The sequence below is a fragment of the Streptomyces sp. NPDC002817 genome (genome assembly GCF_053592055.1).
Genome location: NZ_JBSFUY010000001.1, coordinates 240,027 through 260,781, shown reverse-complemented (window position 1 = coordinate 260,781; position 20,755 = coordinate 240,027). Strand labels below are relative to the sequence as shown.

Here is a 20,755-nt window from a genome sequence, read left to right as displayed (position 1 = left end):
GGCAAACGGCCTGTTCGGGACGGGGGTTGAGGATCTTAGGGTGCGCTTAAGGAAGGGATCGGGACCGATTAAAGGTCGAGACCAATCTGCCGCGCCGACGGCGTCGTACGCCTCCTCGGTGCCCCCGCCCGGGTGTGCGCTCGCGCCCGGCCGGCTGGATCCAGATCCGCACCTCGGTGCCGCCCAGCACCGACGCACCGATCCGCACGTCCCCGCCGGTCTCCTCCGCGAGCCGGCGCACGATGTCCAGGCCGAGCCCGGTCGACCCCGCGCTCCCGGACCCACGCCCACGGGCCATCGCCGCCTCGGGATCGCGTATGCCGGGCCCCGCGTCCGAGACCAGCACGATCACCGCGTCCTCGCCGTTGTGCACGTCGACCGCGAAGGCGGTGCCCTCGGGGGTGTGCCGGAAGACGTTGCCGAGCAGGGCGTCCAGCGCGGCCGCGAGGTCGGCGCGGGCCACGGGTATGCGCACCGGCCGCTCCACACCGGCCACCCGCACCTTGCGCCCCTCGTCCTCGGCGAGCGCCGACCAGAACGCCATCCGCTCCCGGACCACCTCGGCGGCATCGCATCCGGCGCCGGGCCCGGCGGCCGCGGTCTGCGGCTTGGCCTCCCTCGCCGTCCGGATGATCGTGTCGACCTCGCGCTCCAGCTGGGCCACCGCGGCCCGGGTCTGCTCGGCGGCGGGCCCGTCACCGAGCGAGGCCGTGTTGAGCCGCAGCACGGTCAGGGGTGTACGCAGCCGATGGGAAAGGTCGGCCGCCAGCTCCCGCTCGTTCGCCAGCAGTTGTACGACCTGGTCGGCCATGGAGTTGAACGCCGCCGCCGCGAGCCGCAGTTCGGTCGGCCCCTCCTCGGGCACCCGGGAGCCCAGCTTTCCCTCCCCCAGTTCGTGCGCGCCCTCGACGAGCCGCTGGGCGGGCTGCACCATCCGTACGCCCAGCCGGTCCGCGACCGCGACCGAGCCGACGATCAGCGCGACGCCGACACCGGCGAGCACCGCCCATGCCGTGGCGACGCCGTTGCTGACCTCGGACTCCGGGACGTAGACCTCGACGACCGCGATCTCGCCGGAGCTGAGCGCGACCGGCTGGAGCAGCGTGGAGCCGCCGTCCACCTCGCTGGTGGAGGCACGGCCCAGCTTCCGTACGGTCGCGATGTCCCCGTCGGCGGCGCGCTGTCGCCCGATGTCGACGGCCTGGGCGCCGCCGCCCGCCGGTATGTGCACGGCCATCTCGGCCTCCGAGCCGGCGGAGGCGACGACCCGCTCCAGCTGGTCCCGGTCGGTGGTGATGGACAGGGCGGGCGCGACGGCCGCGGCCTCGCGCTCGGCGTTGGAGAAGGCGCGGTCCCGGGCCATCTCCTTGATGACCAGGCCGAGGGGGACTGCGAAGGCGACCACGACCATGGTGGTGACCGCGAGGCAGACCTTGACGAGTGCCCATCTCACAGCGGCGGCTCCAGCTTCACGCCGACACCCCGCAGGGTGTGCAGATAGCGCGGGCGCGCGGCGGTCTCTCCCAACTTCCGGCGCAGCCAGGACAGGTGGACGTCGATGGTCTGGTCGTCGCCGTACGACTGCTGCCACACCTCGGCGAGGAGTTCCTTGCGGGGGACGACGACGCCGGGGCGGCCGGCGAGGAAGGCGAGCAGGTCGAACTCGCGGCGGGTGAGGTCGAGGCGGGCACCGTCCAGTTCGGCCTGGCGGCGCAGCGGGTCGACGACGAGGCCGCCGACCCGGATCACGGACTCCGGCTGCGCCTCACCGACGCCGGCCCGGGACCGCCGCAGGACGGCGGCCATCCGCGCGGACAGGTGCTCGACGGAGAACGGCTTGGTCAGGTAGTCGTCCGCGCCCGCGTTCAGCAGCCGGACGATCTCCGCCTCGTCGTCCCTCGCGGTGGCGATGATCACGGGGACGTCGGTGATGCCGCGCAGCATCTTCAGTGCCTCGGATCCGTCCAGGTCGGGCAGACCGAGGTCGAGGATGACCACGTCGAAACGGAGATGGGCGACCTCGCGCAGCGCCTCCAGTGCCGTACCGACACTGCGCACCGTGTGTGCGGCGTCGGTGAGATGCCGGATCAGCGCCGAGCGTACGAACTGGTCGTCCTCGACCACGAGCACACTTGCCATGCGCCGCACCGTACGCCATGCGGGGGAGGCCCATCCGGCGCCTGTGGATAACTCTCACCTGTGGACAACGCATGGGACAGGTGAGGCAGTATGGCCCGCGATGCGCAGAGGACTCATACACGTACTGGCGTGGTCGCTCGCCACGGGCGCGGCGGTCACGCTGTCGTGGTGGGGCGTCCACACGGTGATGGCGGGCACGGCCTACGACCCCCCGCGCGCACTGCCGATCACGGCGGCCGACGCGACGACGCAGGAGTCCAAACCGCTGGCGTCGTCGACGGCGCGGGCGACACCGTCGACGAGCCCGTCGCGCACACCCTCCCGCACCCCGACACCGTCCCCCTCGAAGACGCCGACGAAGACCCCCAGCCCCTCCCCCTCCACATCGGGCCAGGTCAAGAGCTACGACACCGAGGGCGGCCGCGCGGTCTTCGACCTCGGCAAGACCTCCGCGACCCTGGTGTCGGCGACTCCGGGCGCGGGCTGGTCGATGCAGGTCTGGAAGACGGAGACGTGGATCCGGGTGGAGTTCGCCTCCGGCGCGGACCGGGTGTCGGTGTTCTGCACCTGGCACGACAGCGCGCCCCGGGTCGAGGTGGGGACGTACTAGCGGGGACCTGTTCCGGGGCCGGCTAGCGGAAGACCGACGCCGGCGGCGCGGGTGACGCGACCGCCGCCGCGTCCGTCACCGGTGCGGCACCTCCCGTGAAGTCGGTGAGGGGCTTGCCGTGTTCGAGGCGGCCGGGGTGGGGGTCGGAGGCGGCCCGGCGGGTGAGTTCGGGGACGGGGAGCGGGGCGTCGGAGGCGACCAGGACCGCGTTGCCGAAGCGTTTGCCGCGCAGGACCGTCGGGTCGGCGATCAGGGCGAGGTGCTCGAAGCGGGCGGCGGCCGTGGCGATCTGGCCGCGCAGATGGGCGAGCGGGGGACCGTCGGCGAGGTTGGCGGCGTAGACGGCGTTGGGCTTGAGGGCCCTGCGGACCTCGTCGAGGAACTCCGTCGAGGTCAGATGGGCCGGCGTGCGGGCCCCGCTGAACACATCCGCGATGACGAGATCGGCCCAGCCGTCGGGCACTTTGGCGAGCCCGTCGCGGGCGTCCGTCGAGCGCACCCTGATCCGGGCGTTCGGATCCAACGGCAGTTCGCGGCGGACCAGTTGGACGAGGGCCGCGTCGCGCTCCACGACCTGCTGGGTGGAGCGGGGACGGGTGGCGGCGACGTACCGGGCGAGGGTGAACGCCCCGCCGCCGAGGTGCACGGCGTGGACGGGCTTCCCGGGCGGGGCGACCAGGTCGATGACGTGCCCGAGGCGGCGCTGGTACTCGAAGGAGAGGTACGCCGGGTCGTCCAGGTCGACGTGCGACTGCGGCGCCCCGTCGATCAGCAGCGTCCAGGCACGCGCGCGCTCCCGGTCGGGTATGAGCTCGGCGAGACCGCCGTCGACGGCTTCTACGACGGCTTCGGCGACCGCTTGGCCGCGTCGGCCGCTCCTGGACTTTCCCATGGGGGCATTGTCGCAAGCGGCAGGCGGTCGTGCCGCCGGGGCGGCTTCTGGCCCGCACCGGCGCCGGGCCCCATCACGTCACCGGCAGTTGTCCGCCGCCTCGATCAACCGTGCCGCCTCCCCCAGCGCCGCCCGCAGCACCGCCGGGTCCGTCGCCAGGTCGGCCTCACCCGGTGGCAGGAGCCAGTCCGAGCCCTCCACCGGAGGCTCGGGGTTCAGCCGCAGACCCCGCCCGTCGGTCTCCGTACAGGTGCTGCCCGGTACGTCCCACGCGGCGGCCGTGCCCGGCGGGACCACGAAGCCGAGGGTGTCGCCACCGTCGTCATGGAGGACCGGCCCCACCGCGTCCCCCGCCCCGCGCCGCAGGATGTCGACCGCCTCCAGGCCCTGCCTGGTCGGCACCGTGACGAGGTCGCACCCGGCCTCCGGGACCGGTGGTTCGCGGCGCCCCGTCAGCGGCGCACGCATCTCGATGCTCTGCCTGGTCTCCATCCCGGCCTCCACCACGGAACCCCTCCTCGTAACGAGCGGGTCGGGAGTCGGGCGGCTCCCGGTCCTGTGGAGTTCAACGCCCGACGGCGTCAACGGCTACGGCGCAAGTCAGCCGCAAAGGATGGCAGTTCATGGCAGATCCCGGATGAGATATCCGGTTTGTAGCCAAACCCTGCGTGGCGGGTCCGGCACAGCGGGTACGTTCATGCCCGCTGGAAACAGGGTGTCACACGCACAACTCACCCCGAATCCGGCATGGTTCGACGGTTCGCACGAGAGGACCCGGCCATGGCGTCGTCAACGATGACCTCGTCCCAGTACCCCAGGCCACCACGGCCGAACCTCGCGTTCCGGGAGCTGCGCGGACAGCGCTCCCCGGCCGAGTTCGCCGCGGCGGTGCGACGGGCCGCCCGCGAGATCGGCGAGCGGGTCAGCTGTGACGCGCGCTATGTGGGCCGGGTCGAGGCGGGCGAGATCCGCTGCCCCAACTACGCGTACGAGCGGGTGTTCCTGCACATGTTCCCCGGCCGCACGCTCACCGACCTGGGGTTCGCCCCCCGCTCGTCCGTACGCGGACGCGGGGCGCGCACCACCGAGGTCGCGCCCCCGGTATGCGTCTCGACCCCCGTGCACGCCACGGGTGAGACGTGGGGGGCGTACGAGCCGTATGACACGCAGGACCCCTACGAGACGTACGACAACGAGGAGAGCGACGTGCTGCGTCGCGCATTCATGACCAGCGGGGGCGCCACGGTGGCCGCCGCCTCAATGAGCCCCATCGGGCTCGCCCAAGACGCCGCGGCCGCGGGACGCCCCGTCCGCCGCGTGGGGGCGGGCGAGGTGGACGCCCTGGACGAAGCGGTCCGCAGGATCCGGCTGCTGGACGACCGGCACGGCGCGGACGGACTGTACCGGCGCGCGGCGACGCCGCTGCGCGCCGCGTACGCGCTGCTGGACGCCGGCGCCACCCGGCAGACGACCGCCGACCGCCTGCACTCGGGCGCGGGAGAGCTCGCCATCTCGGTGGGCTGGCTGGCGCACGACTCGGGGCGGTACGACGACGCGCGCTCGCACTACGCGGAGGCGCTCGCGACCGCCCGGATGACCGGTGACGCCGCCCTGGAGTCGCACGCCTTCTGCAACACGGCGTTCCTCGCGCGCGACGCGGGGCGCCCGCGGGAGGCGCTGCGCGCCGCGCAGGCCGCGCAGCGCGTCGGACGCCCGCTGGGCTCCGCACGGCTGATGTCGCTGCTCGCGCTGCGCGAGGCGGGCGGCTGGGCGGGGCTCGCCGACCGCACGGGCTGCGAGCAGGCGCTGGCCCGCGCCCAGGCCCTCTTCGATCGTGGCCCCTCGGACGCCGACCCCGAGTGGATGAGCTTCTACGGCGAGGCCGAACTGGAGGGCCTGGAGGCGCAGTGCTGGTCGACGCTGGGCGACTGGCCGCGCGCGGCCCGCCACGCGCACCGCGCGGCCGAACTGCAGGACCCCCACTTCAGCCGGAACATCGCCCTGTACACGGCCGAACTGGCGGACGACCTGGCCCGCGGCGGCCGGCCCGACGAGGCCGCGGCGGCGGGGATGCGTGTCCTGGACCTGCTGGGTCAGGTGCAGTCGTCACGGATCCAGTCGATGCTGGCCGGGACGGCGCGAGTGCTGCTGCCGCACCGCAGGGCATCGGGGGTCTCCACGTTCCTGGAGCGGCACACGAGCGTGCCGAGATCGGCCTAGCCCGCCAGATGCCCCAGGTCGTTCCAGCTCTCGATCGCCGGCTCGCCGTAGGCCCAGCCCAGGACCGACAGCGACGTCGGGTTCAGCCGGATCCGCGCGGCGAAGTCGAGCGGCAGGCCCAGCCAGCGTGCGCCTATGGACCGCAGGATGTGCCCGTGCGCGAAGACCAGGACGTCCCGGTCCGCCGCGCGGGCCCAGGCGACCACCTCGTCCGCGCGGGCCGTCACCTCGGCGAGCGTCTCGCCCTCGGGCACCCCGTCGCGCCAGATGAGCCAGCCGGGGCGGACGGCGTGGATGTCGGCCGGGGTCATGCCCTCGTACGCGCCGTAGTCCCATTCGAGGAGCGTGTCCCACTCGCTCGCGCGCTCCTTGAAGCCCGCGATCTCGCACGTCTCACGCGCGCGTGACAGCGGGCTGGTGCGCACCTCGACACCGGGCAGACCGTCGAGCGGCGCGCGGAGCAGACGCTCACCGAGTAGTTTGGCGCCTCGGCGTCCCTCCTCCAGGAGCGGCACATCGGTCCTGCCGGTATGTTTCCCGGCCAGCGACCATTCGGTCTGTCCGTGCCGGGCCAGCAGGATGCGCGGTGCCATGAGCGGAAGGACCTTTCGAGGAAAAATGCGGGCGGGCCGCATCCATCATCCCGCACCCTGTGCGGGGGCAACCCGTCGGGCGATCTCTGCGTCCTAGAGGGCCGGGGGCCCTCAACAGGGCCGAACACATACACCGTAAAGTGGTAAGACCGGGCAACCGGACGCCGCGACAAGAAGGGGGAGGCGATCGGATGCCGCACGCCGAGACACCAGGCATCGAGGCTGCCTCGCAAACCCGTCTGCGCTGGTGGACGGAGCTGCCGCTGATCCTCCTGGTGTACGCCTGCTACTCGGCGGGCCGACTCCTCGCGCGGGGCGACGTCACGCACGCCGTCGACCACGGTCTGGCGATCCTGAAGATCGAGAAGTTCCTCCACATCAACGCGGAGCACCCGCTCAACCGCCTGTTCACCCGCGAGACCTGGATCGGTGTACCGGCCGACTTCTGGTACGCGTCGCTGCACTACCTGGTCACCCCGGTGATCCTGGTCTGGCTGTTCCGCTCCCGCACGGTGCAGTACCGCGCGGCCCGCACCTGGCTGATGACCTCGACGTTCATCGGCCTGATCGGCTTCACCCTGCTGCCGACCTGCCCGCCCCGGCTGCTGTCGGAGAGCCACGGCTTCGTCGACACGATGGCCCAGTACAGCTCGTACGGCTGGTGGGGCGGCGAGGCGAGCGCGCCCCGGGGCATGGGCGGCATGACGAACCAGTACGCGGCCATGCCGAGCCTGCACGTGGGCTGGGCCCTGTGGTGCGGGGTCATGCTGTGGCGCTACGGCGGCACGCGTACGACGAAGGCTCTGGGTGTCGCCTACCCGCTGATCACCACGATCGTGGTCATGGGCACCGCCAATCACTACTTCCTCGACGCGGTCGCGGGCGCCGCCGTCATGGGTGTCGGGCTGCTGCTGGCGCCGTTGGTGCTGCGCGGCGCGGACCGGTTCAAGGCGCGCGCGGCCGTGGTCCTCGCGCCTGCCGCGGCGAGCACTCCCGGCGCACAGGCCTCAATTGTCAGTGCCGGATGCCAGACTTCCGCGGGTGAGCGAATTCCACGGCAGCGCGAGTCCCGGGTCCCAGCCGGAACCGAGCCGAGTGCCTCCCCCTCGGAAGCGGGGGACGGCGCTCCGGCAACAGCTCGCTGAGCTGCGCGGCCCCGACGTACCGGCCAAGGCGCTGGATGCCCGCGCCCTGGCCGCCCTCGCCGCGAACCCGGGCTGCAGACGGCGCGCAATCCTGGACGGCGCCGGGGTGAACAAGGCGGCGCTGGCGGGCGCGCTCGGCTCGCCGTCGGCGTTCGGTCAGTCGCAGTTCGCGCTCACCCGGGGCAACGCGTTCGAGGCGAAGGTCAAGGCGGACGGCGGCGCGGAGCTGCTGCGGCTGGTCCACGAGAGGCTGGACCGGTCCGCCGAGCCGCCCTCCCAGGCGCGGGTGCCCGAGCTGACCGCGATCGGCCCCGAGGGGCGCACGGCCCGGACGGCGCTGGCGCTGCGCGAGGCCACCGAGGCGGCCGGCGAGTGGACCCTGCTCGACCACCCGATGCTCGTACTGGACGTCGCGGGCTCCCCCGCCTTCCTGGAGCCGGACGCGGTGGTCGTGCACCCGGACGGCACGTGGACGGTCGTGGAGATCAAGTCCTTCCCGATGCTGGACGGTTCGGCGGACCCGGCGAAGGTGGGCGCGGCGGCGCGGCAGGCGGCGGTGTACGTGCTGGCGCTGGAGCAGGTCGCGGCGCGTCTCACCCAGGAAAGCGCCCCCGCTCCCGAGGTGCGCGACCGGGTACTCCTCGTCTGCCCCAAGGACTTCTCCAACCTGCCCACCGCCTCCGCCGTGGACATCCGCAAGCAGCGGGCGGTGACCGGCCGCCAGCTGGCCCGTCTCACCCGTGTCCAGGACATCGCCGAGACGCTTCCCGAGGGCACCTGCTTCGACCCCGCCCGGCCCGCCGAGGAGCTGACGGCGGCCGTCGAGTCGGTCCCGGCGACGTACGCGCCCGAGTGCCTGGCCGCGTGCGAGCTGGCCTTCCACTGCCGTGACCGCTCCCGCGCGGCCGGCGCGGTGACGTCGCTCGGCCGGTCCGTGCGGGCCGAGCTCGGCGGCCTGACCACCGTGACGGACGTCCTGGCCGCGGCCCGCGGAGAGGCCGGGGACGCCGCGGACCCGGCGGTGGCCGCGCTGCGCAGAGCGGCGGAACTGCGAGCCGAGGCGCTGAGCGCCATGGCACCGGGGGCGACCGCGCCGGAGGCACCCGCATGTCACTGATCGCCACCCTCGCCCGCCTGGAAGCCGTCACCAGCGGCCGCGCCCAGCCCTCCGCCACGGTCCGCCACCGGCACCTCTGCGACCGGCCCCTCGTCCTCGTGCCGCTCACCACCGCCGGTGAGGCCGGCGCCCCGCTCGGCGCGCTCGTCGGCACCGACCGGGACGCCCCGCGCCTCCTCGTCGTACCGCAGCCGCGCGACCGCGATCTGCGGTTCGCGTTCCTGGCCGAGCTGGCGGACATCGTGCTGCCTCACGTCGACACGTACGCGGCGGCCGTCGAGGCGGCCGAGCGCAACGAGACCGATCCGGAGACCGGCAAGCGGGTCAAGGTCGAGGTCGAGCTGTGCGCGGACGCCCCGCAGCTGATCGTGCCGAGCCGCGCGGGTATCGACCTCGTCCGGCTGCTGGGGCGCTCGACGCGTTTCCGGCGTACGGCCGAGCAGGACCCCGAGTCCCCGCATCCGGCACCGCCGCGCGTGCCGTTGCTGGGCCGGTGGCTGACCCACTTCGGAGAGCGGGCCCGGGTCCCCGGCTCCTCCCTGCTGCTCGCCGCGACGGAGGTCCTGTCCCGGCACTGGGCGACCGGCCAGTCCACCCTGGAGGACCAGCACCTGGGCGCGCTGCTCGCCTGGATCGACCCGCCGGAGGGCACGACCGGCGCCGAGGCCGCCCTGGAGGCCGAACTCGGCCGGGACGCGAAGGGCCAGCTGCTGCACCCGCCGGCCGGTCCCGCCACCGACCCGGCGTTCGACAACAAACTGCTCGCCCCGGCCATCGAGCGCTACGACCGCGCGCGTACCGCCCTCGGCGCCGCCCAGGACGGTCTGGAGGCGGACGACCGGCTCGGTGAACTCACCACCGCCGAGCGGGAGATCAGGAAGCTGGTCGAGAGCCGGACCCGGCCCACCTGGGACGCCGTCTGGCGCGGCCTCGACCTCCTCCGGGAACTGCCCGAGGGCGCGCGCGTCGAGGAGCGCTGGACCCGCGACCGCTGGTCCTTCACCAGCCACCGCGACCGTGTCCTCGCCGGCGAACCCCCGCAGCCGCGCCGCGACGACGCGGTCACCGCCGCCAACAAGCTCGCCACACGCGAGCGCGAGCAGGCCCGTCTGGAGGCGCAGGAGGCCCTGGACGACCCGCTGGTGATGGCGGGGCGGCGACTGTCCGGGGAGGCGTTCGCGGGTGAGGTCACGGATGTCGTGATGACGTACAGCGAGGGCAGGCGGCCCAGCCCGCGCCCGCTCGTCACGGTCCGCACGGACGACCGGCCGCACCTCGGGGAGCGCGTGAAGGTGTACCGCTCACTGGGCGGCAAGCCGCAGACGGCCGAGTTCGTGGGATACGAGAGCGACGGGGAGGAGGCCGCCCTGATCGTCCTGCGGATCCTCGACAAGATGGGCCGCGGCAAGGAGCCCGAGACCGGGTCCGTGCCGGAGAAGGGCGACCGGCTCTGCTTCACCCTCTTCGAGCACGAGCAGCGCGGCGGTGCGAAGCTGCCCGACCCGGAGGCCACGCCCTGGACGCACGGCGGGCCGCCCGGCGAGGCGGTCCAGGAGGCCGCCGACCGCATGACCGAGGAGGATGTTCTGTGACCACGGTCTTCGACCCGGGTACGGCCGCCGCGCAGGCCACCGACGCGATCCTCCACAACACCCTGCACAGCGACAAGCGGGGTGTCGTCGTCGACTCCCCGCCCGGCGCCGGGAAGTCCACGCTCGTCGTCCGCGCGGCACTCGAACTGGCCGAGGCGGGGCGCCCGCTGATGGTCGTCGCGCAGACCAACGCCCAGGTCGACGACCTGGTGCTGCGGCTCGCGGAGAAGAACCCGGAGCTGCCGGTCGGCCGGCTGCACAGCAGCGACACGGACGCGTACGACAAGGCGCTGGACGAGCTGGCGAACGTACGGAAGTCGGCGAAACCGGCGGACCTGGCAGGTCTCCCGGTCACCCTCTCCACCGCCGCGAAGTGGGCGCACGTCAAGGTCGACGAGCCGTGGCAGCACGCGATCGTCGACGAGGCCTACCAGATGCGCTCGGACTCGCTGCTGGCCGTGGCCGGGCTGTTCGAGCGGGCACTGTTCGTGGGCGACCCGGGGCAGCTGGACCCCTTCGCGATCGTGGGCAGCGAGCAGTGGGCGGGGCTGTCGTACGACCCGTCGGCGTCGGCGGTGACGACTCTGCTGGCCCACAATCCGGAGCTGCCGCAGCACCGCCTCCCGGTGTCCTGGCGGCTCCCGGCGTCGGCGGCCCAGCTGGTCTCCGACGCGTTCTACCCGTTCACGCCCTTCCGCAGCGGCACGGACCACGGCGACCGGAGCCTCGCCTTCGCGGTCGCGTCGGACGGCTCCGGTCCCGACCGGGTGATCGATGAGGCGGCCCAGTCGGGCTGGGGCCTGCTGGAGCTGCCCGCGCGGCACACTCCGCGCACCGATCCGGAGGCGGTGCGGGCGGTGGCGACGGTCGTGCGCCGGCTGCTGGACCGGGGTGGCGCGGCGACCTCGGAGCGCTCACCGGACCCGGCCCCCCTCACCGCCGACCGCGTCGCCGTCGGCACGGCCCACCGCGACCAGGCGGCGGCCGTCCGCGCGGCCCTGACCGAGCTGGGCGTCACGGAGGTGACGGTCGACACGGCGAACCGTCTCCAGGGCCGCGAGTACGACGTCACGGTCGTCCTGCACCCGCTCTCCGGCCGCCCCGACGCCACCGCCTTCCACCTGGAGACAGGCCGCCTCTGCGTCCTCGCCTCCCGCCACCGGCACGCGTGCATCGTGGTCTGCCGGGCGGGGGTGGGCGAGCTGCTGGACGACTATCCGTCGACGGAGCCGGTGCAGCTGGGGACGGTGGTGAAGTTCCCTGACGGCTGGGAGGCGAACCACGCGGTGCTGGCGCGACTCGCGGAACACCGAGTCGGGTGGCGTCCTTGAGCTGCCGCTACAGCACACGTGCAGCAGGCGACGAGAGCACTGCCGCCCCTCACCGGACGGAGTCCGGCATGCCGCCGGAGGCGGCTGATGAACGCAGCCCTGACAGGTGGGAGGCGAACCACGCGGTGCCGGCACGTCTGGCGGAGCACAAGGTGACCTGGAGACCGTGAGCTGCCTTTACTGCGCCCTTGCGCGGCCACGAGAGAATGGACGACGGCCCACTCCCGACAGGGGGGTCATCGGCAACGTACGAGGAGGAGAAGACATGGCGGAGCCCACGCCGCGTCGGCATGAACAGCGGCTACGCCCCGCGCCCCTGCTCTTCGAGCCCGCGGAGGTGGCCTCCGATCCGGAGCACTTCTTCGACCTGGAGTCCATCGACGACCCGAAGGCGCTGCTGGCCCGGGCGACGGAGCTGACGCACGCCTTCCGCGCGGCGACGGACCGTGCCGTGGAGTTCCAGGCGCTCGCGGCGGCCCAGCTGGCGGACCCGCGGCGGTTCGACCGGCTGACGCCGGCGGACATCGCGGAACGGGCCGAGTGGACCGAGGACTATGCCAAGAAGATGATCGAGTTCGGCCGGGACCTGATGCGGGGCGCCGAGGGCAAGGGCACCATCGACCCTGCGTAAAGCTCTGGCATATGCCAGGCGGGCAAGATACTCCCCCGCACTCTCCCCTGTCCCGGTTTCCGGCAACCCTCCGAAACGGAACGCTCACGCCCGGTACACCTTGAGGCATGAGCGACACACGCAAGGAGCTCTTCGCCGACCGTTCCGACGTCTACGGCGTCACCACGGACGGGGCGGAGTGGCTCGCCTCGGCAGGAACGTATCCGCGGAGCACGCTGGCCCTGTGGAAGGACCGGCCGGACGCGCCGGTCGTACTGCCCTGCGGTACCGCCTTCGACGTCGTCAGCGTCCCCGCGATCTTCGGGCGCCGGATGCTCGACCGGCTGTGGGGCGAGGGTCCGGGCTCGGGGCCGGTCGCGGTGTTCCGCGGGCGGACGCTGCTGTTCGCCGCGCCGGGCACGGCCCATCGGCTGCCCTCGCTGCTGCGGTGGGAGGAGTTCGGCCGTACGGGAGGGGTTCCGCCACTGCTGTGCCATGGCGCCGGAGACGCGGTGACCGTCCCCGCCCCGAGGCCGACGGATGCCGCCCCGACCCCGTTCGACAGCCGCTGGCTCGTCGCCCCCGACACCCGTCATCCCTGGCTGCCGGGCCCCGAGATCCTGCTGTGGGCGGCCGTACGGGCGGCCCGCGCTGCCGTGCGGATATCGATTTTTCCTCCCGCCGATCAGGATGCTAAGGTCTACGACGTCAGCAGGCGCCGCTAGCTCAGTTGGTTAGAGCAGCTGACTCTTAATCAGCGGGTCCGGGGTTCGAGTCCCTGGCGGCGCACCGACAACGAAAGCCCCTCGCGAGTGCGGGGGGCTTTCGTCATGGGCGGGCGAGATCTCTCCGGCGCGGCAGAGGCGGCCGGGGGTCCGGGGGTTGCCCCCCGGGGGATGCAGCATCAGCGGGTCCGGGGTTCGAGTCCCTGGCCGCGCACAGACAACGAAAGCCCCTCGCGAGTGCGGGGGGCTTTCGTCATGGGCGGGCGAGGTCTCTCCGGCGCGGCAGAGGCGGCCGGGGGTCCGGGGGTTGTCCCCCGGGGGATGCAGCATCAGCGGGTCCGGGGTTCGAGTCCCTGGCGGCGCACAGACAACGAAGGCCCCTCACTCAGGTGAGGGGCCTTCGCCGTGTCCGCTACGCGCTGGGCGTGATCTGCACCGTCCAGGTTCCCGAAGGCGTCCGGCCCTCCACGTCCACCCGTACGCCCGTGCCCGGCACCGTGAAGCTTTCGCCGAGGGAGACGGGGGCGTCCGCGAGGGGCGGGTACACCGAGCCCTCCCAGCAGGCCTCGGTGCGCGGGTGGGCGTCGATCACCTGGACGGGGCCGCCGCCGGACGGGGAGCCGGCGTTCACCCGGTAGACGAGCACCCCCTCGCGGCAGGTCGACGTGTCGTTGCCGACCGCACCGCGCGCCTCGAAGCCGAGGGCGCTGTCGGGCCCGGTCCGGACCACCGCGAGCTTGGTGCCGCGCCCCAGCCCGAAGGAAGCCGCCCCGGCCGCACCCGCCGCAACCACACGGGCACCCGCACCCGCACCGAGCGGCTCCAGCGTCAGCCGCGTCGAACCCTGCACACACGCCACCTGCCGCGGCTCCAGCCAGCCCAGCTTCCACTTGTGCCAGGCGAACAGGTCAGGCGACAGCCCGAACTGGCTGCCCATCAGGTCCCAGTCGCCGACGAACGTGTCCCAGTCGCCCTTGCCGTCCACCGGACGGTGGTAGAGATCGGGCAGGTCGAAGACATGACCGGTCTCGTGGGCGAGAACCAGCCGGTCCGGCGGATGCTGCTCGAAGACCGTGACGACCCGGCGGATGTCCGTGCCGTCGGCCCGCAGCGGGACGTCCATGTTGACGACCTTCGTCGCGTCGGAGTCCACACCGGGCGCGTCCGGATCGGCGACGAAGTAGACGACGTCGTACCGGGAGAAATCCACCAGATCGTCCACCGCGGTCAGCGCGTCGCGCAGATAGGCGGCACGGTGGGACGCGCTCCAGTCACGCTGTATGGCGTACGCCGTGGACGGCTGCGGCATCCGGATCCAGTGCCGCAGCGGATGCGGGCGCAGCGTGAACTTGCCGTAGGAGGCCTGCTCGAAGAAGCGACTGGTGGCCGGGAAGTGGTCGGCGGCCAGCTCGTCGGGCGTGGTGCGCGGGGTCGCGTCCGGGAAGGACAGGAACACCATCACCGCGTCCAGGGCACGGGCCGGGCGCGGATAGGCGGTGTTCCAGGTGTCCAGACCCTCGGAGTGGTGCGCCTGGGTGCGGGTCAGGGCACAGGGTTCGGCCGAGAAGGGTTCGGCGGCCGACGGACCGGTGATGAGAGAGGTGGCGGCCAATGCCGACATGGTGGTGAACAAGGCCGCGGTGCTGCGCAGTCGGGGGCGCGGGAAAGGGCGCGGCACAGAGACCTCCGGGTGCGGTTCGCGGGACACCGCACCCAGCCTGTGTGAGATTGTCGTACTACGCCCTGTTTGTCTGCACCAGACGAGTGAGTACGGCGAAGAACCGTCAGAAGCGACACCCCGAATCGCTCACGGAACGTCACACCTGGTCGGGCGCCCCAACAAGCCGTCCAGGTGCGGGCAGAAACGATCTGTCAGAAGGGCCGGTTGTTCCGGGACACTGGACGGTGGCTGGAAGGGGTGGGGGCCAGCCTCTATGATCGGCACACTTTCCTGCACGGACAGAGATCGAGTGCACTGCGGGAGCGAACGGTGAGCGGAACCTCCGAAGGGCCGGCGCCCGCGGCAGATCTCGACCGGGCGGTCGTCACGGACAGTGACTTCAGTGCGTCTCCTCGTACGGCGCCCCCGACGTACCAATCGGCGTTCGCGGCCGCGCCGCTGGCCATGGCCGTCGTGGACCGCGAGGGTCTGGTCGTCGGCGCCAACGAGACGCTGGGCGAACTCCTCGGCAGCGCGCCCGAGGCGCTGGCCGGGCAGGTCGCCGCCGAGCTGGTGGATCTGGCCTCGGACGCGCGTACCTGGCACGCGTACCAGGAAGTGCTGCGCGGCCGGCAGGCCAGGCTGCGGTGCAGCCGCCGGCTCAAGCACCCCGACGGCCAGTCCGTGTGGGTGCAGGTGACGGTCGCGCCGCTGGGCACGGGTGAGCCCGGTGTGCTGCTGTCCCTCGCCGACATCAGCTCCCAGCGCGAACTCCAGGCGCGGCTGCGGCACTTGCAGATGCACGACCCGGTGACCCGGCTGCCCAACCGGACCCTGTTCTTCGAGCGCCTGTCGGCCGCCCTGGAGGTGGAGTCGTACGCCCAGGGCGGCACCGGGCGGATCGGGCTCTGCTATCTCGACCTCGACGGCTTCAAGGCGATCAACGACACCCTCGGCCACCGTGTCGGCGACCGGCTGCTGGCGGCGGTGGCGGAACGTCTGACCCGCTGTGCCGACGAGGCGGGCCTCACCCGGGGCAGCGCGCCGCTGGTGGCCAGACTCGGCGGCGACGAATTCGCCCTGCTCGTCGAGGACTCCACCGGCACCGACCAGTTGGCGGACCTCGCGGAGGCCGTACTGAAGGCGATCCAGGCGCCCTTCGACATCTCCGGGCGCCGGCTTTCGGTCTCCGCCTCGATCGGCGTCGTGGAACGGCACGCGGCCGGCACCACCCCCACCGCCCTCGTCCAGGCCGCCGACACGACGCTCTACTGGGCGAAGGCCGACGGCAAGGCCCGCTGGACACTCTTCGACCCGGAGCGCAACGCCCACCGGATGACCCGCCAGGCGCTCGCCTCCACGCTCCGGCCGGCCATCGAGCGCGGTGAGTTCACGCTCGAGTACCAGCCGCTGGTCGGCATGGGGGACGGCCGTCTGCGGGGCGTCGAGGCGCTGGTCCGCTGGAACCATCCGCAGTTCGGCATGCTGACGCCGAATCGGTTCATCGGATTGGCCGAGGAGGACGGTTCGATCGTTCAGCTCGGCCGCTGGGTGCTGGCCACCGCCTGCCGCCAGGCGCGGCAGTGGCAGCTGGACCACCCAGGCGAGCCGCCGATCTTCGTCAGCGTGAACGTCGCGGTCCGCCAGGTCTGGGACTCCGACCTGGTCGAGGACGTCGCCGAGATCCTCGCGGAGACGGGCCTGGCGCCGGGCCTTCTGCAGCTGGAGCTGACGGAGTCGGCGGTCATGGGCTCCGCCGGCCGCCCCCTCCAGGCGCTGCAGGCCCTCAGCGACATGGGCGTCCACATCGCCATCGACGACTTCGGTACCGGCTACTCCAACCTCGCCTACCTCAGCCGTCTCCCCGTCGCGGTCCTGAAGCTGGACGGCTCCTTCGTGAGGGGCTTCCAGTACGAGGGCACGGGCGCCTCGCCCAACCCGGCCGACGAGGTCGTCGTGGAGGCGATGATCCAGCTGGCCCACCGGCTGGGGCTGACCGTCACCGCGGAGTGCGTCGAGACCTCGGCCCAGGCCTCCCGGCTGCGCCGCATCGGCTGCGACACCGGCCAGGGGTGGCTGTACTCGCGGCCGGTGGCGCCGGATCGTATCTCCGAGTTGATGAGCGGTCAGGCCGTCGGCAAGCCGTAGGCGTCGGCGATCAGTTCGTAGCTGCGCAGACGCAGCTCCGCGCTGTGGGCGTGAGAGGTGAGCATGAGCTCGTCGGCGCCGGTGCGCTTGTGGAGGTCGTCCAGGCCGGCGCGGACCTCGTCCACCGAGCCGTGGATGACATTGGAGTTCCAGGACGTGATGAAGTCGCGTTCCATGGGGCTGAAGTCGTAGGCCTCGGCCTCTTCGGGGGTGGGGACGAGGCCGGGGCGGCCGGTGCGCAGACGGACCATGTTGAGGCTCGCGGCGAGGACCTGGCGGCGGGCCTCCTTCTCGTCGTCCGTGGCGAGGGCGGAGACGCCGATGAGGGCGTACGGCTCCTTCAGGACCGCGCTCGGGCGGAAGGACTCGCGGTAGAGGTCCAGGGCCGGGACGGTGTTCTGCGCCGAGAAGTGGTGGGCGAAGGCGAACGGCAGGCCGAGGGTGGCGGCGAGGCGGGCACTGAAGCCGGAGGAGCCGAGGAGCCAGATCGGGGGGCGGTGCGGGGACTGGACGCCGCCGGGGGACGTCGACTGGATGGGGCCGGGGACCGCGTGGATACGGCGGTAGGGGTGGCCGTCGGGGAAGTCGTCGTCCAGGAAGCGGGTCAGCTCGACGAGCTGCTCGGGGAAGTCGTCGGCGCCCTCGTTGAGGCGCTCGCTGCGGCGCAGGGCCGCTGCCGTGGCGCCGTCGGTGCCGGGGGCGCGGCCGAGGCCCAGGTCGACGCGGCCCGGGGCCATCGCCTCCAGGGTGCCGAACTGCTCCGCGATGACCAGCGGGGCGTGGTTGGGCAGCATGACGCCGCCCGAGCCCAGGCGGATGCGGTCGGTGTGGGCGGCGAGGTGGGCGAGGATCACGGCGGGGGACGACGAGGCGACGCCCGGCATGGAGTGGTGCTCGGCGACCCAGTAGCGGTGAAAGCCACGGGACTCCGTCAGCTTGGCCAGGTCGACGCTGGTGCGCAGCGCGTCCGTGGCGGTCCGGCCGGCACCGACGGTGACCAGGTCCAGTACGGAGAGGGGGACGGGGGCGGTGCCGTGGATCGTTCCCCGAATCTCGTCTGCCGTCACTGTGGTGCCTCCTGTGGTGGGTGCCGTGCGCTGTCCTTGGACGGGTAACAGGAGGGTGGCTCCGCTTATTCCTTCGCCCCCGCCGCCCTTACCCGTCCCATCCCTGGGGGCTGCGCCCCCAGACCCCCGCTTCGGCCCCGAAAGGGCCTCGTCCCCAAACGCCGGACGGGCTGAAAAAACAAGACACGGACCGGCGTCAGCAAATCCAACCGGGTCGAAGGGGCGGCACGCCCCTGGGGAGGGGAACGGGTAAGGGCGGCGGGGGCGAAGAACGGTCCTACACCTGGACGATCGGCTCCTTCGTGAACAGTGCCCCCAGCCTCGGTGCGTTCACCCTGCGGTCGGCCAGGCGCAGGCCCTCCCAGACCGAGACCTGGTTGGCGGTGAGGACCGGTTTGCCGAGTTCCTTCTCCAGGGCGGGGAGGTGGGCGGCGGTGTGCAGGGCCGTGTCCGGGAGGAGGATCACGTCCGCGTCGGGGGTGTCGGCCGACCTCGCCAGGGCGAAGACCTCCTTCTCGCCCCAGGTGCCGACCTCGGCCGCCGTGATGATCCCGGCGCCCTGCACACCGGTGACCTCCAGGCCGCCCGCTCGCAGGAACTCCGCGAACAGTGCCGCCACGTCGTCCGGATAGGTCGCCCCGACCGCGACCCGGCGCGCACCGAGCTCCTGGGCCGCGTGCACGAAGGCGAAGGAGGTGGAGGAGGCCGGCAGGCCGGCCGTACGGGCGAGGCTGCGCACCTGCTCGTGGGCGCCCTCCCAGCCGTAGACGAAACTGCCGCTGGTGCAGGCCCACACCACGGAGTCGGCGCCCGCCATGCGCAGCTCCTCGACACCCGCCGCGAGCCGTTCGGCGGAGCCCATGCGGCGCAGGGCGTCGGGGCGGTGGGCGTCCTCGCCGATGTCGGTGTGGACCACGTCGAGGCGGACGTCGCTGCCCAGAAGCTGCTCGATGCGCGGATAGTCGTCCTCGGCGGAGTGGCCCGGGTAGAGAAATCCGAGTGCGGTCATGACCAGCCTTCCTGCTGCTCTTCTTTCGGCTGCTTCTCTTGAGGGAACACGGGGCCGGACCGTGCCGCCGGATCGACCAGTGCCTGGTACGGCCCTACCGCCCGGGTACCCAGTCGGCGCAGCGCCGCCCACATCGTCACCTGGTTGGCCGAGATCACCGGGATGCGCAGTTCCGCCTCCAGTTGCGGGATGACGTCGTACGTCGGGAGGTTGGTACAGCTGATGAACAGCGCGTCGGCACTGTGCCGGACGGCCTTGTGGGCCATGCCCACGACCTCCCGGTACGGGACCTTCCAGATGTGCCTGGTCAGGCCCATGAAGGCGCAGCCGGTGACCGCGATGCCCGCCTCCGCGACGTACTCCTCCAGGGCCCGGGTGACCGACACGGTGTACGGCGTCACCAGGGCCACCCGGCGTACGCCGAGGTCGATCAGCGCTTCCAGAAGTGCGCCGGAGGTCGTCACGGACGGGACCGCGCCCGCCCTCGTCATCGCCTCGCACATCGCCCGCTCCCCCGCGACCCCGCCGACGAAGCTGCCGGAGGTGCAGGCGTAGGCGACGACCTCGGGGGCGATGGCGTTCAGGGTGCGTACCGCGTCGTGCAGCGTCTCGTGCTCGCTGACGAGACGGGCCAGGTCGAGGCTGACCTCGACGGGGACGTACGGCGTGCGGGTCAGATGGAGCGACACCTCGTCCGGGACCCAGCGCCACAACTCACGGTCCAGCGCGAAGTCGAAGGGGGCGACGACACCTACACCGCGCTGGGGGCGCGGTCCACCAAGAAAAGAGAGGTCCATGGCAGGCACCGGCCTCACGGTGAGAGACGGGGGGACAACGGACCGTACGCACGCCCGTGTTGACGAAGGTAGGTTCGGGTGCGAGCGTGGTCAATCCGCGCATGTCAGACGCCTGTGAAGGAACGGCTTCGGATGACCGCCCCCACCCTTCTCGTCCTGGACGCCGATCCCCTCCCCCGCCTCGGCAGTCTCACCGGCCGCGCCCGCGTCGAGCACACGGACGCCTCGACGCTGGCGGAACGGCTGCCGTACGCCGACGTCCTGCTGGTCTGGGACTTCACCTCCCACGCGGTGCGCGCGGCCTGGCCCGGCGAGGGGCCGCGGCCGCGCTGGGTACATACGGCGAGTGCGGGCGTGGACCATCTGATGTGTCCCGAACTCGCCGTGTCCGACACGGTGGTGACCAACGCGCGTGGCGTCTTCGACCAGCCCATCGGGGAGTACGTCGCCGCTCTCGTCCTCGCGATGGCGAAGGATCTGCCGCGGACGCTGGACCTGCAGCGGGAGGGCGTGTGGCGGCACCGGGAGTCGCGGCGGGTGGCCGGGACACGGGCGGTGATCGTGGGCTCGGGGCCCATCGGGCGGACGATCGCCCGCACTCTCAAGGCACTTGAGATCACCACGGCCGTCGTCGGCCGTACCCCGCGCACCGGCATCCACGGCCCGGGCGACCTCGACCGGCTGATCGCCCGCGCGGACTGGGTGATCGCGGCGGCGCCGCTGACCGAGCAGACGTACGGGATGTTCGACGCCCGGCGGTTCGGAGTGATGCAGCCGTCGGCGCGGTTCGTGAACGTCGGGCGCGGCCAGCTCGTCGTCGAGGACGACCTGGCGGACGCGCTGCGCAAGCGGTGGATCGCGGGTGCGGCGCTGGATGTCTTCGAACACGAACCCCTGGGCCCCGACAGCCCGTTGTGGCAGGTCCCCGATCTGATCGTGTCCCCGCACATGAGCGGCGACACGATCGGCTGGCGGGAGGAACTCGGCTCGCAGTTCCTGGAGCTGTACGACCGCTGGGCGGCGGGCAAGCCGATGCTGAACGTGGTCGACAAGAAGCGCGGGTACGTACCGGGGCACTGACGGCGCCATTTTTCACAGAG

General features: G+C 72.4%; 19 protein-coding genes and 1 tRNA gene. 11 read left to right on the top strand and 9 right to left on the bottom strand.

What is annotated here, in order from left to right; all coding sequences use genetic code 11:
- Positions 1 to 46: 46 nt before the first annotated feature.
- Positions 47 to 1,453: a sensor histidine kinase gene (locus tag ACWD3I_RS01200; RefSeq protein WP_365400347.1), complete on the bottom strand. Its 1,407-nt coding sequence runs from the start codon at positions 1,451 to 1,453 to the stop codon at positions 47 to 49.
- The gene (locus tag ACWD3I_RS01195) at positions 1,450 to 2,139 is read right to left on the bottom strand and encodes a response regulator transcription factor (protein ID WP_365400344.1); all 690 of its coding nucleotides are present in this window, start codon (positions 2,137 to 2,139) and stop codon (positions 1,450 to 1,452) included. The genes ACWD3I_RS01200 and ACWD3I_RS01195 overlap by 4 nt, the downstream gene beginning before the upstream one ends.
- Before the next feature lie 100 nt (positions 2,140 to 2,239).
- Here ACWD3I_RS01195 and ACWD3I_RS01190 point away from each other — a divergent pair, with 100 nt between their 5' ends.
- A complete protein-coding gene (locus ACWD3I_RS01190; protein WP_266891991.1) occupies positions 2,240 to 2,749 on the top strand; it encodes a hypothetical protein in 510 nt (169 codons plus the stop codon).
- Positions 2,750 to 2,771: 22 nt separating this feature from the next.
- Here ACWD3I_RS01190 and ACWD3I_RS01185 read toward each other — a convergent pair whose 3' ends face one another.
- The gene (locus ACWD3I_RS01185) at positions 2,772 to 3,641 is read right to left on the bottom strand and encodes a spermidine synthase (protein ID WP_365400340.1); all 870 of its coding nucleotides are present in this window, start codon (positions 3,639 to 3,641) and stop codon (positions 2,772 to 2,774) included.
- 78 nt (positions 3,642 to 3,719) lie between these two features.
- Positions 3,720 to 4,133, bottom strand: a complete 414-nt coding sequence (locus tag ACWD3I_RS01180; RefSeq protein ID WP_451084002.1) for a hypothetical protein — start codon at positions 4,131 to 4,133, stop codon at positions 3,720 to 3,722.
- Between the two features lie 288 nt (positions 4,134 to 4,421).
- On the opposite strand from ACWD3I_RS01180, the gene ACWD3I_RS01175 reads away from it, so the two are divergent.
- Positions 4,422 to 5,861, top strand: a complete 1,440-nt coding sequence (locus ACWD3I_RS01175; RefSeq protein WP_365400337.1) for an ATP-binding protein — start codon at positions 4,422 to 4,424, stop codon at positions 5,859 to 5,861.
- Here the strand turns inward: ACWD3I_RS01175 and ACWD3I_RS01170 are convergent.
- On the bottom strand, positions 5,858 to 6,454 hold the full coding sequence (locus tag ACWD3I_RS01170) for a histidine phosphatase family protein (protein WP_365400334.1): 597 nt from the start codon (positions 6,452 to 6,454) through the stop codon (positions 5,858 to 5,860). The genes ACWD3I_RS01175 and ACWD3I_RS01170 overlap by 4 nt on opposite strands.
- A gap of 191 nt (positions 6,455 to 6,645) precedes the next feature.
- On the opposite strand from ACWD3I_RS01170, the gene ACWD3I_RS01165 reads away from it, so the two are divergent.
- From ACWD3I_RS01165 to ACWD3I_RS01135, 7 genes are all read left to right on the top strand, one after another.
- Positions 6,646 to 7,599: a phosphatase PAP2 family protein gene (locus tag ACWD3I_RS01165; RefSeq protein ID WP_365400331.1), complete on the top strand. Its 954-nt coding sequence runs from the start codon at positions 6,646 to 6,648 to the stop codon at positions 7,597 to 7,599.
- Positions 7,550 to 8,716, top strand: a complete 1,167-nt coding sequence (locus ACWD3I_RS01160) for a hypothetical protein (protein ID WP_365400328.1) — start codon at positions 7,550 to 7,552, stop codon at positions 8,714 to 8,716. Before ACWD3I_RS01165 ends, ACWD3I_RS01160 begins: the two co-directional genes overlap by 50 nt.
- Positions 8,707 to 10,308: a hypothetical protein gene (locus tag ACWD3I_RS01155; RefSeq protein WP_365400325.1), complete on the top strand. Its 1,602-nt coding sequence runs from the start codon at positions 8,707 to 8,709 to the stop codon at positions 10,306 to 10,308. Before ACWD3I_RS01160 ends, ACWD3I_RS01155 begins: the two co-directional genes overlap by 10 nt.
- Positions 10,305 to 11,639 (top strand): AAA domain-containing protein, encoded by a 1,335-nt coding sequence (locus ACWD3I_RS01150; protein ID WP_365400322.1) that lies wholly within the window; start codon positions 10,305 to 10,307, stop codon positions 11,637 to 11,639. The genes ACWD3I_RS01155 and ACWD3I_RS01150 overlap by 4 nt, the downstream gene beginning before the upstream one ends.
- Positions 11,640 to 11,904: 265 nt before the next feature.
- Positions 11,905 to 12,270, top strand: a complete 366-nt coding sequence (locus ACWD3I_RS01145) for a hypothetical protein (RefSeq protein ID WP_266891973.1) — start codon at positions 11,905 to 11,907, stop codon at positions 12,268 to 12,270.
- A gap of 107 nt (positions 12,271 to 12,377) precedes the next feature.
- Complete coding sequence (locus ACWD3I_RS01140; RefSeq protein ID WP_365400319.1) at positions 12,378 to 12,974, top strand: bifunctional DNA primase/polymerase; 597 nt, start codon at positions 12,378 to 12,380, stop codon at positions 12,972 to 12,974.
- Positions 12,965 to 13,038: transfer RNA gene (locus ACWD3I_RS01135), tRNA-Lys, on the top strand. Before ACWD3I_RS01140 ends, ACWD3I_RS01135 begins: the two co-directional genes overlap by 10 nt.
- Before the next feature lie 348 nt (positions 13,039 to 13,386).
- Here ACWD3I_RS01135 and ACWD3I_RS01130 read toward each other — a convergent pair.
- Positions 13,387 to 14,652: a M6 family metalloprotease domain-containing protein gene (locus tag ACWD3I_RS01130; RefSeq protein ID WP_365411072.1), complete on the bottom strand. Its 1,266-nt coding sequence runs from the start codon at positions 14,650 to 14,652 to the stop codon at positions 13,387 to 13,389.
- A 312-nt stretch (positions 14,653 to 14,964) separates the two neighbouring features.
- Between ACWD3I_RS01130 and ACWD3I_RS01125 the strand changes: the two genes are divergently transcribed.
- Entirely contained in the window at positions 14,965 to 16,782 is a 1,818-nt protein-coding gene (locus tag ACWD3I_RS01125; RefSeq protein ID WP_365411075.1) for a putative bifunctional diguanylate cyclase/phosphodiesterase, read from the top strand.
- Here the strand turns inward: ACWD3I_RS01125 and ACWD3I_RS01120 are convergent.
- The 3 genes from ACWD3I_RS01120 to ACWD3I_RS01110 all read right to left on the bottom strand — a co-directional run bounded on the left by ACWD3I_RS01120 (position 16,761) and on the right by ACWD3I_RS01110 (position 19,655).
- Positions 16,761 to 17,849: an LLM class flavin-dependent oxidoreductase gene (locus ACWD3I_RS01120; protein ID WP_365411078.1), complete on the bottom strand. Its 1,089-nt coding sequence runs from the start codon at positions 17,847 to 17,849 to the stop codon at positions 16,761 to 16,763. The genes ACWD3I_RS01125 and ACWD3I_RS01120 overlap by 22 nt on opposite strands.
- Positions 17,850 to 18,126: 277 nt before the next feature.
- Positions 18,127 to 18,858, bottom strand: coding sequence for a maleate cis-trans isomerase family protein (locus tag ACWD3I_RS01115; RefSeq protein WP_365411081.1), 732 nt, complete (start codon positions 18,856 to 18,858; stop codon positions 18,127 to 18,129).
- Positions 18,855 to 19,655 (bottom strand): maleate cis-trans isomerase family protein, encoded by an 801-nt coding sequence (locus tag ACWD3I_RS01110; protein WP_365411122.1) that lies wholly within the window; start codon positions 19,653 to 19,655, stop codon positions 18,855 to 18,857. Before ACWD3I_RS01110 ends, ACWD3I_RS01115 begins: the two co-directional genes overlap by 4 nt.
- Positions 19,656 to 19,787: 132 nt before the next feature.
- On the opposite strand from ACWD3I_RS01110, the gene ACWD3I_RS01105 reads away from it, so the two are divergent.
- A complete protein-coding gene (locus ACWD3I_RS01105) occupies positions 19,788 to 20,735 on the top strand; it encodes a D-2-hydroxyacid dehydrogenase (RefSeq protein WP_365411083.1) in 948 nt (315 codons plus the stop codon).
- Positions 20,736 to 20,755 lie beyond the last annotated feature (20 nt).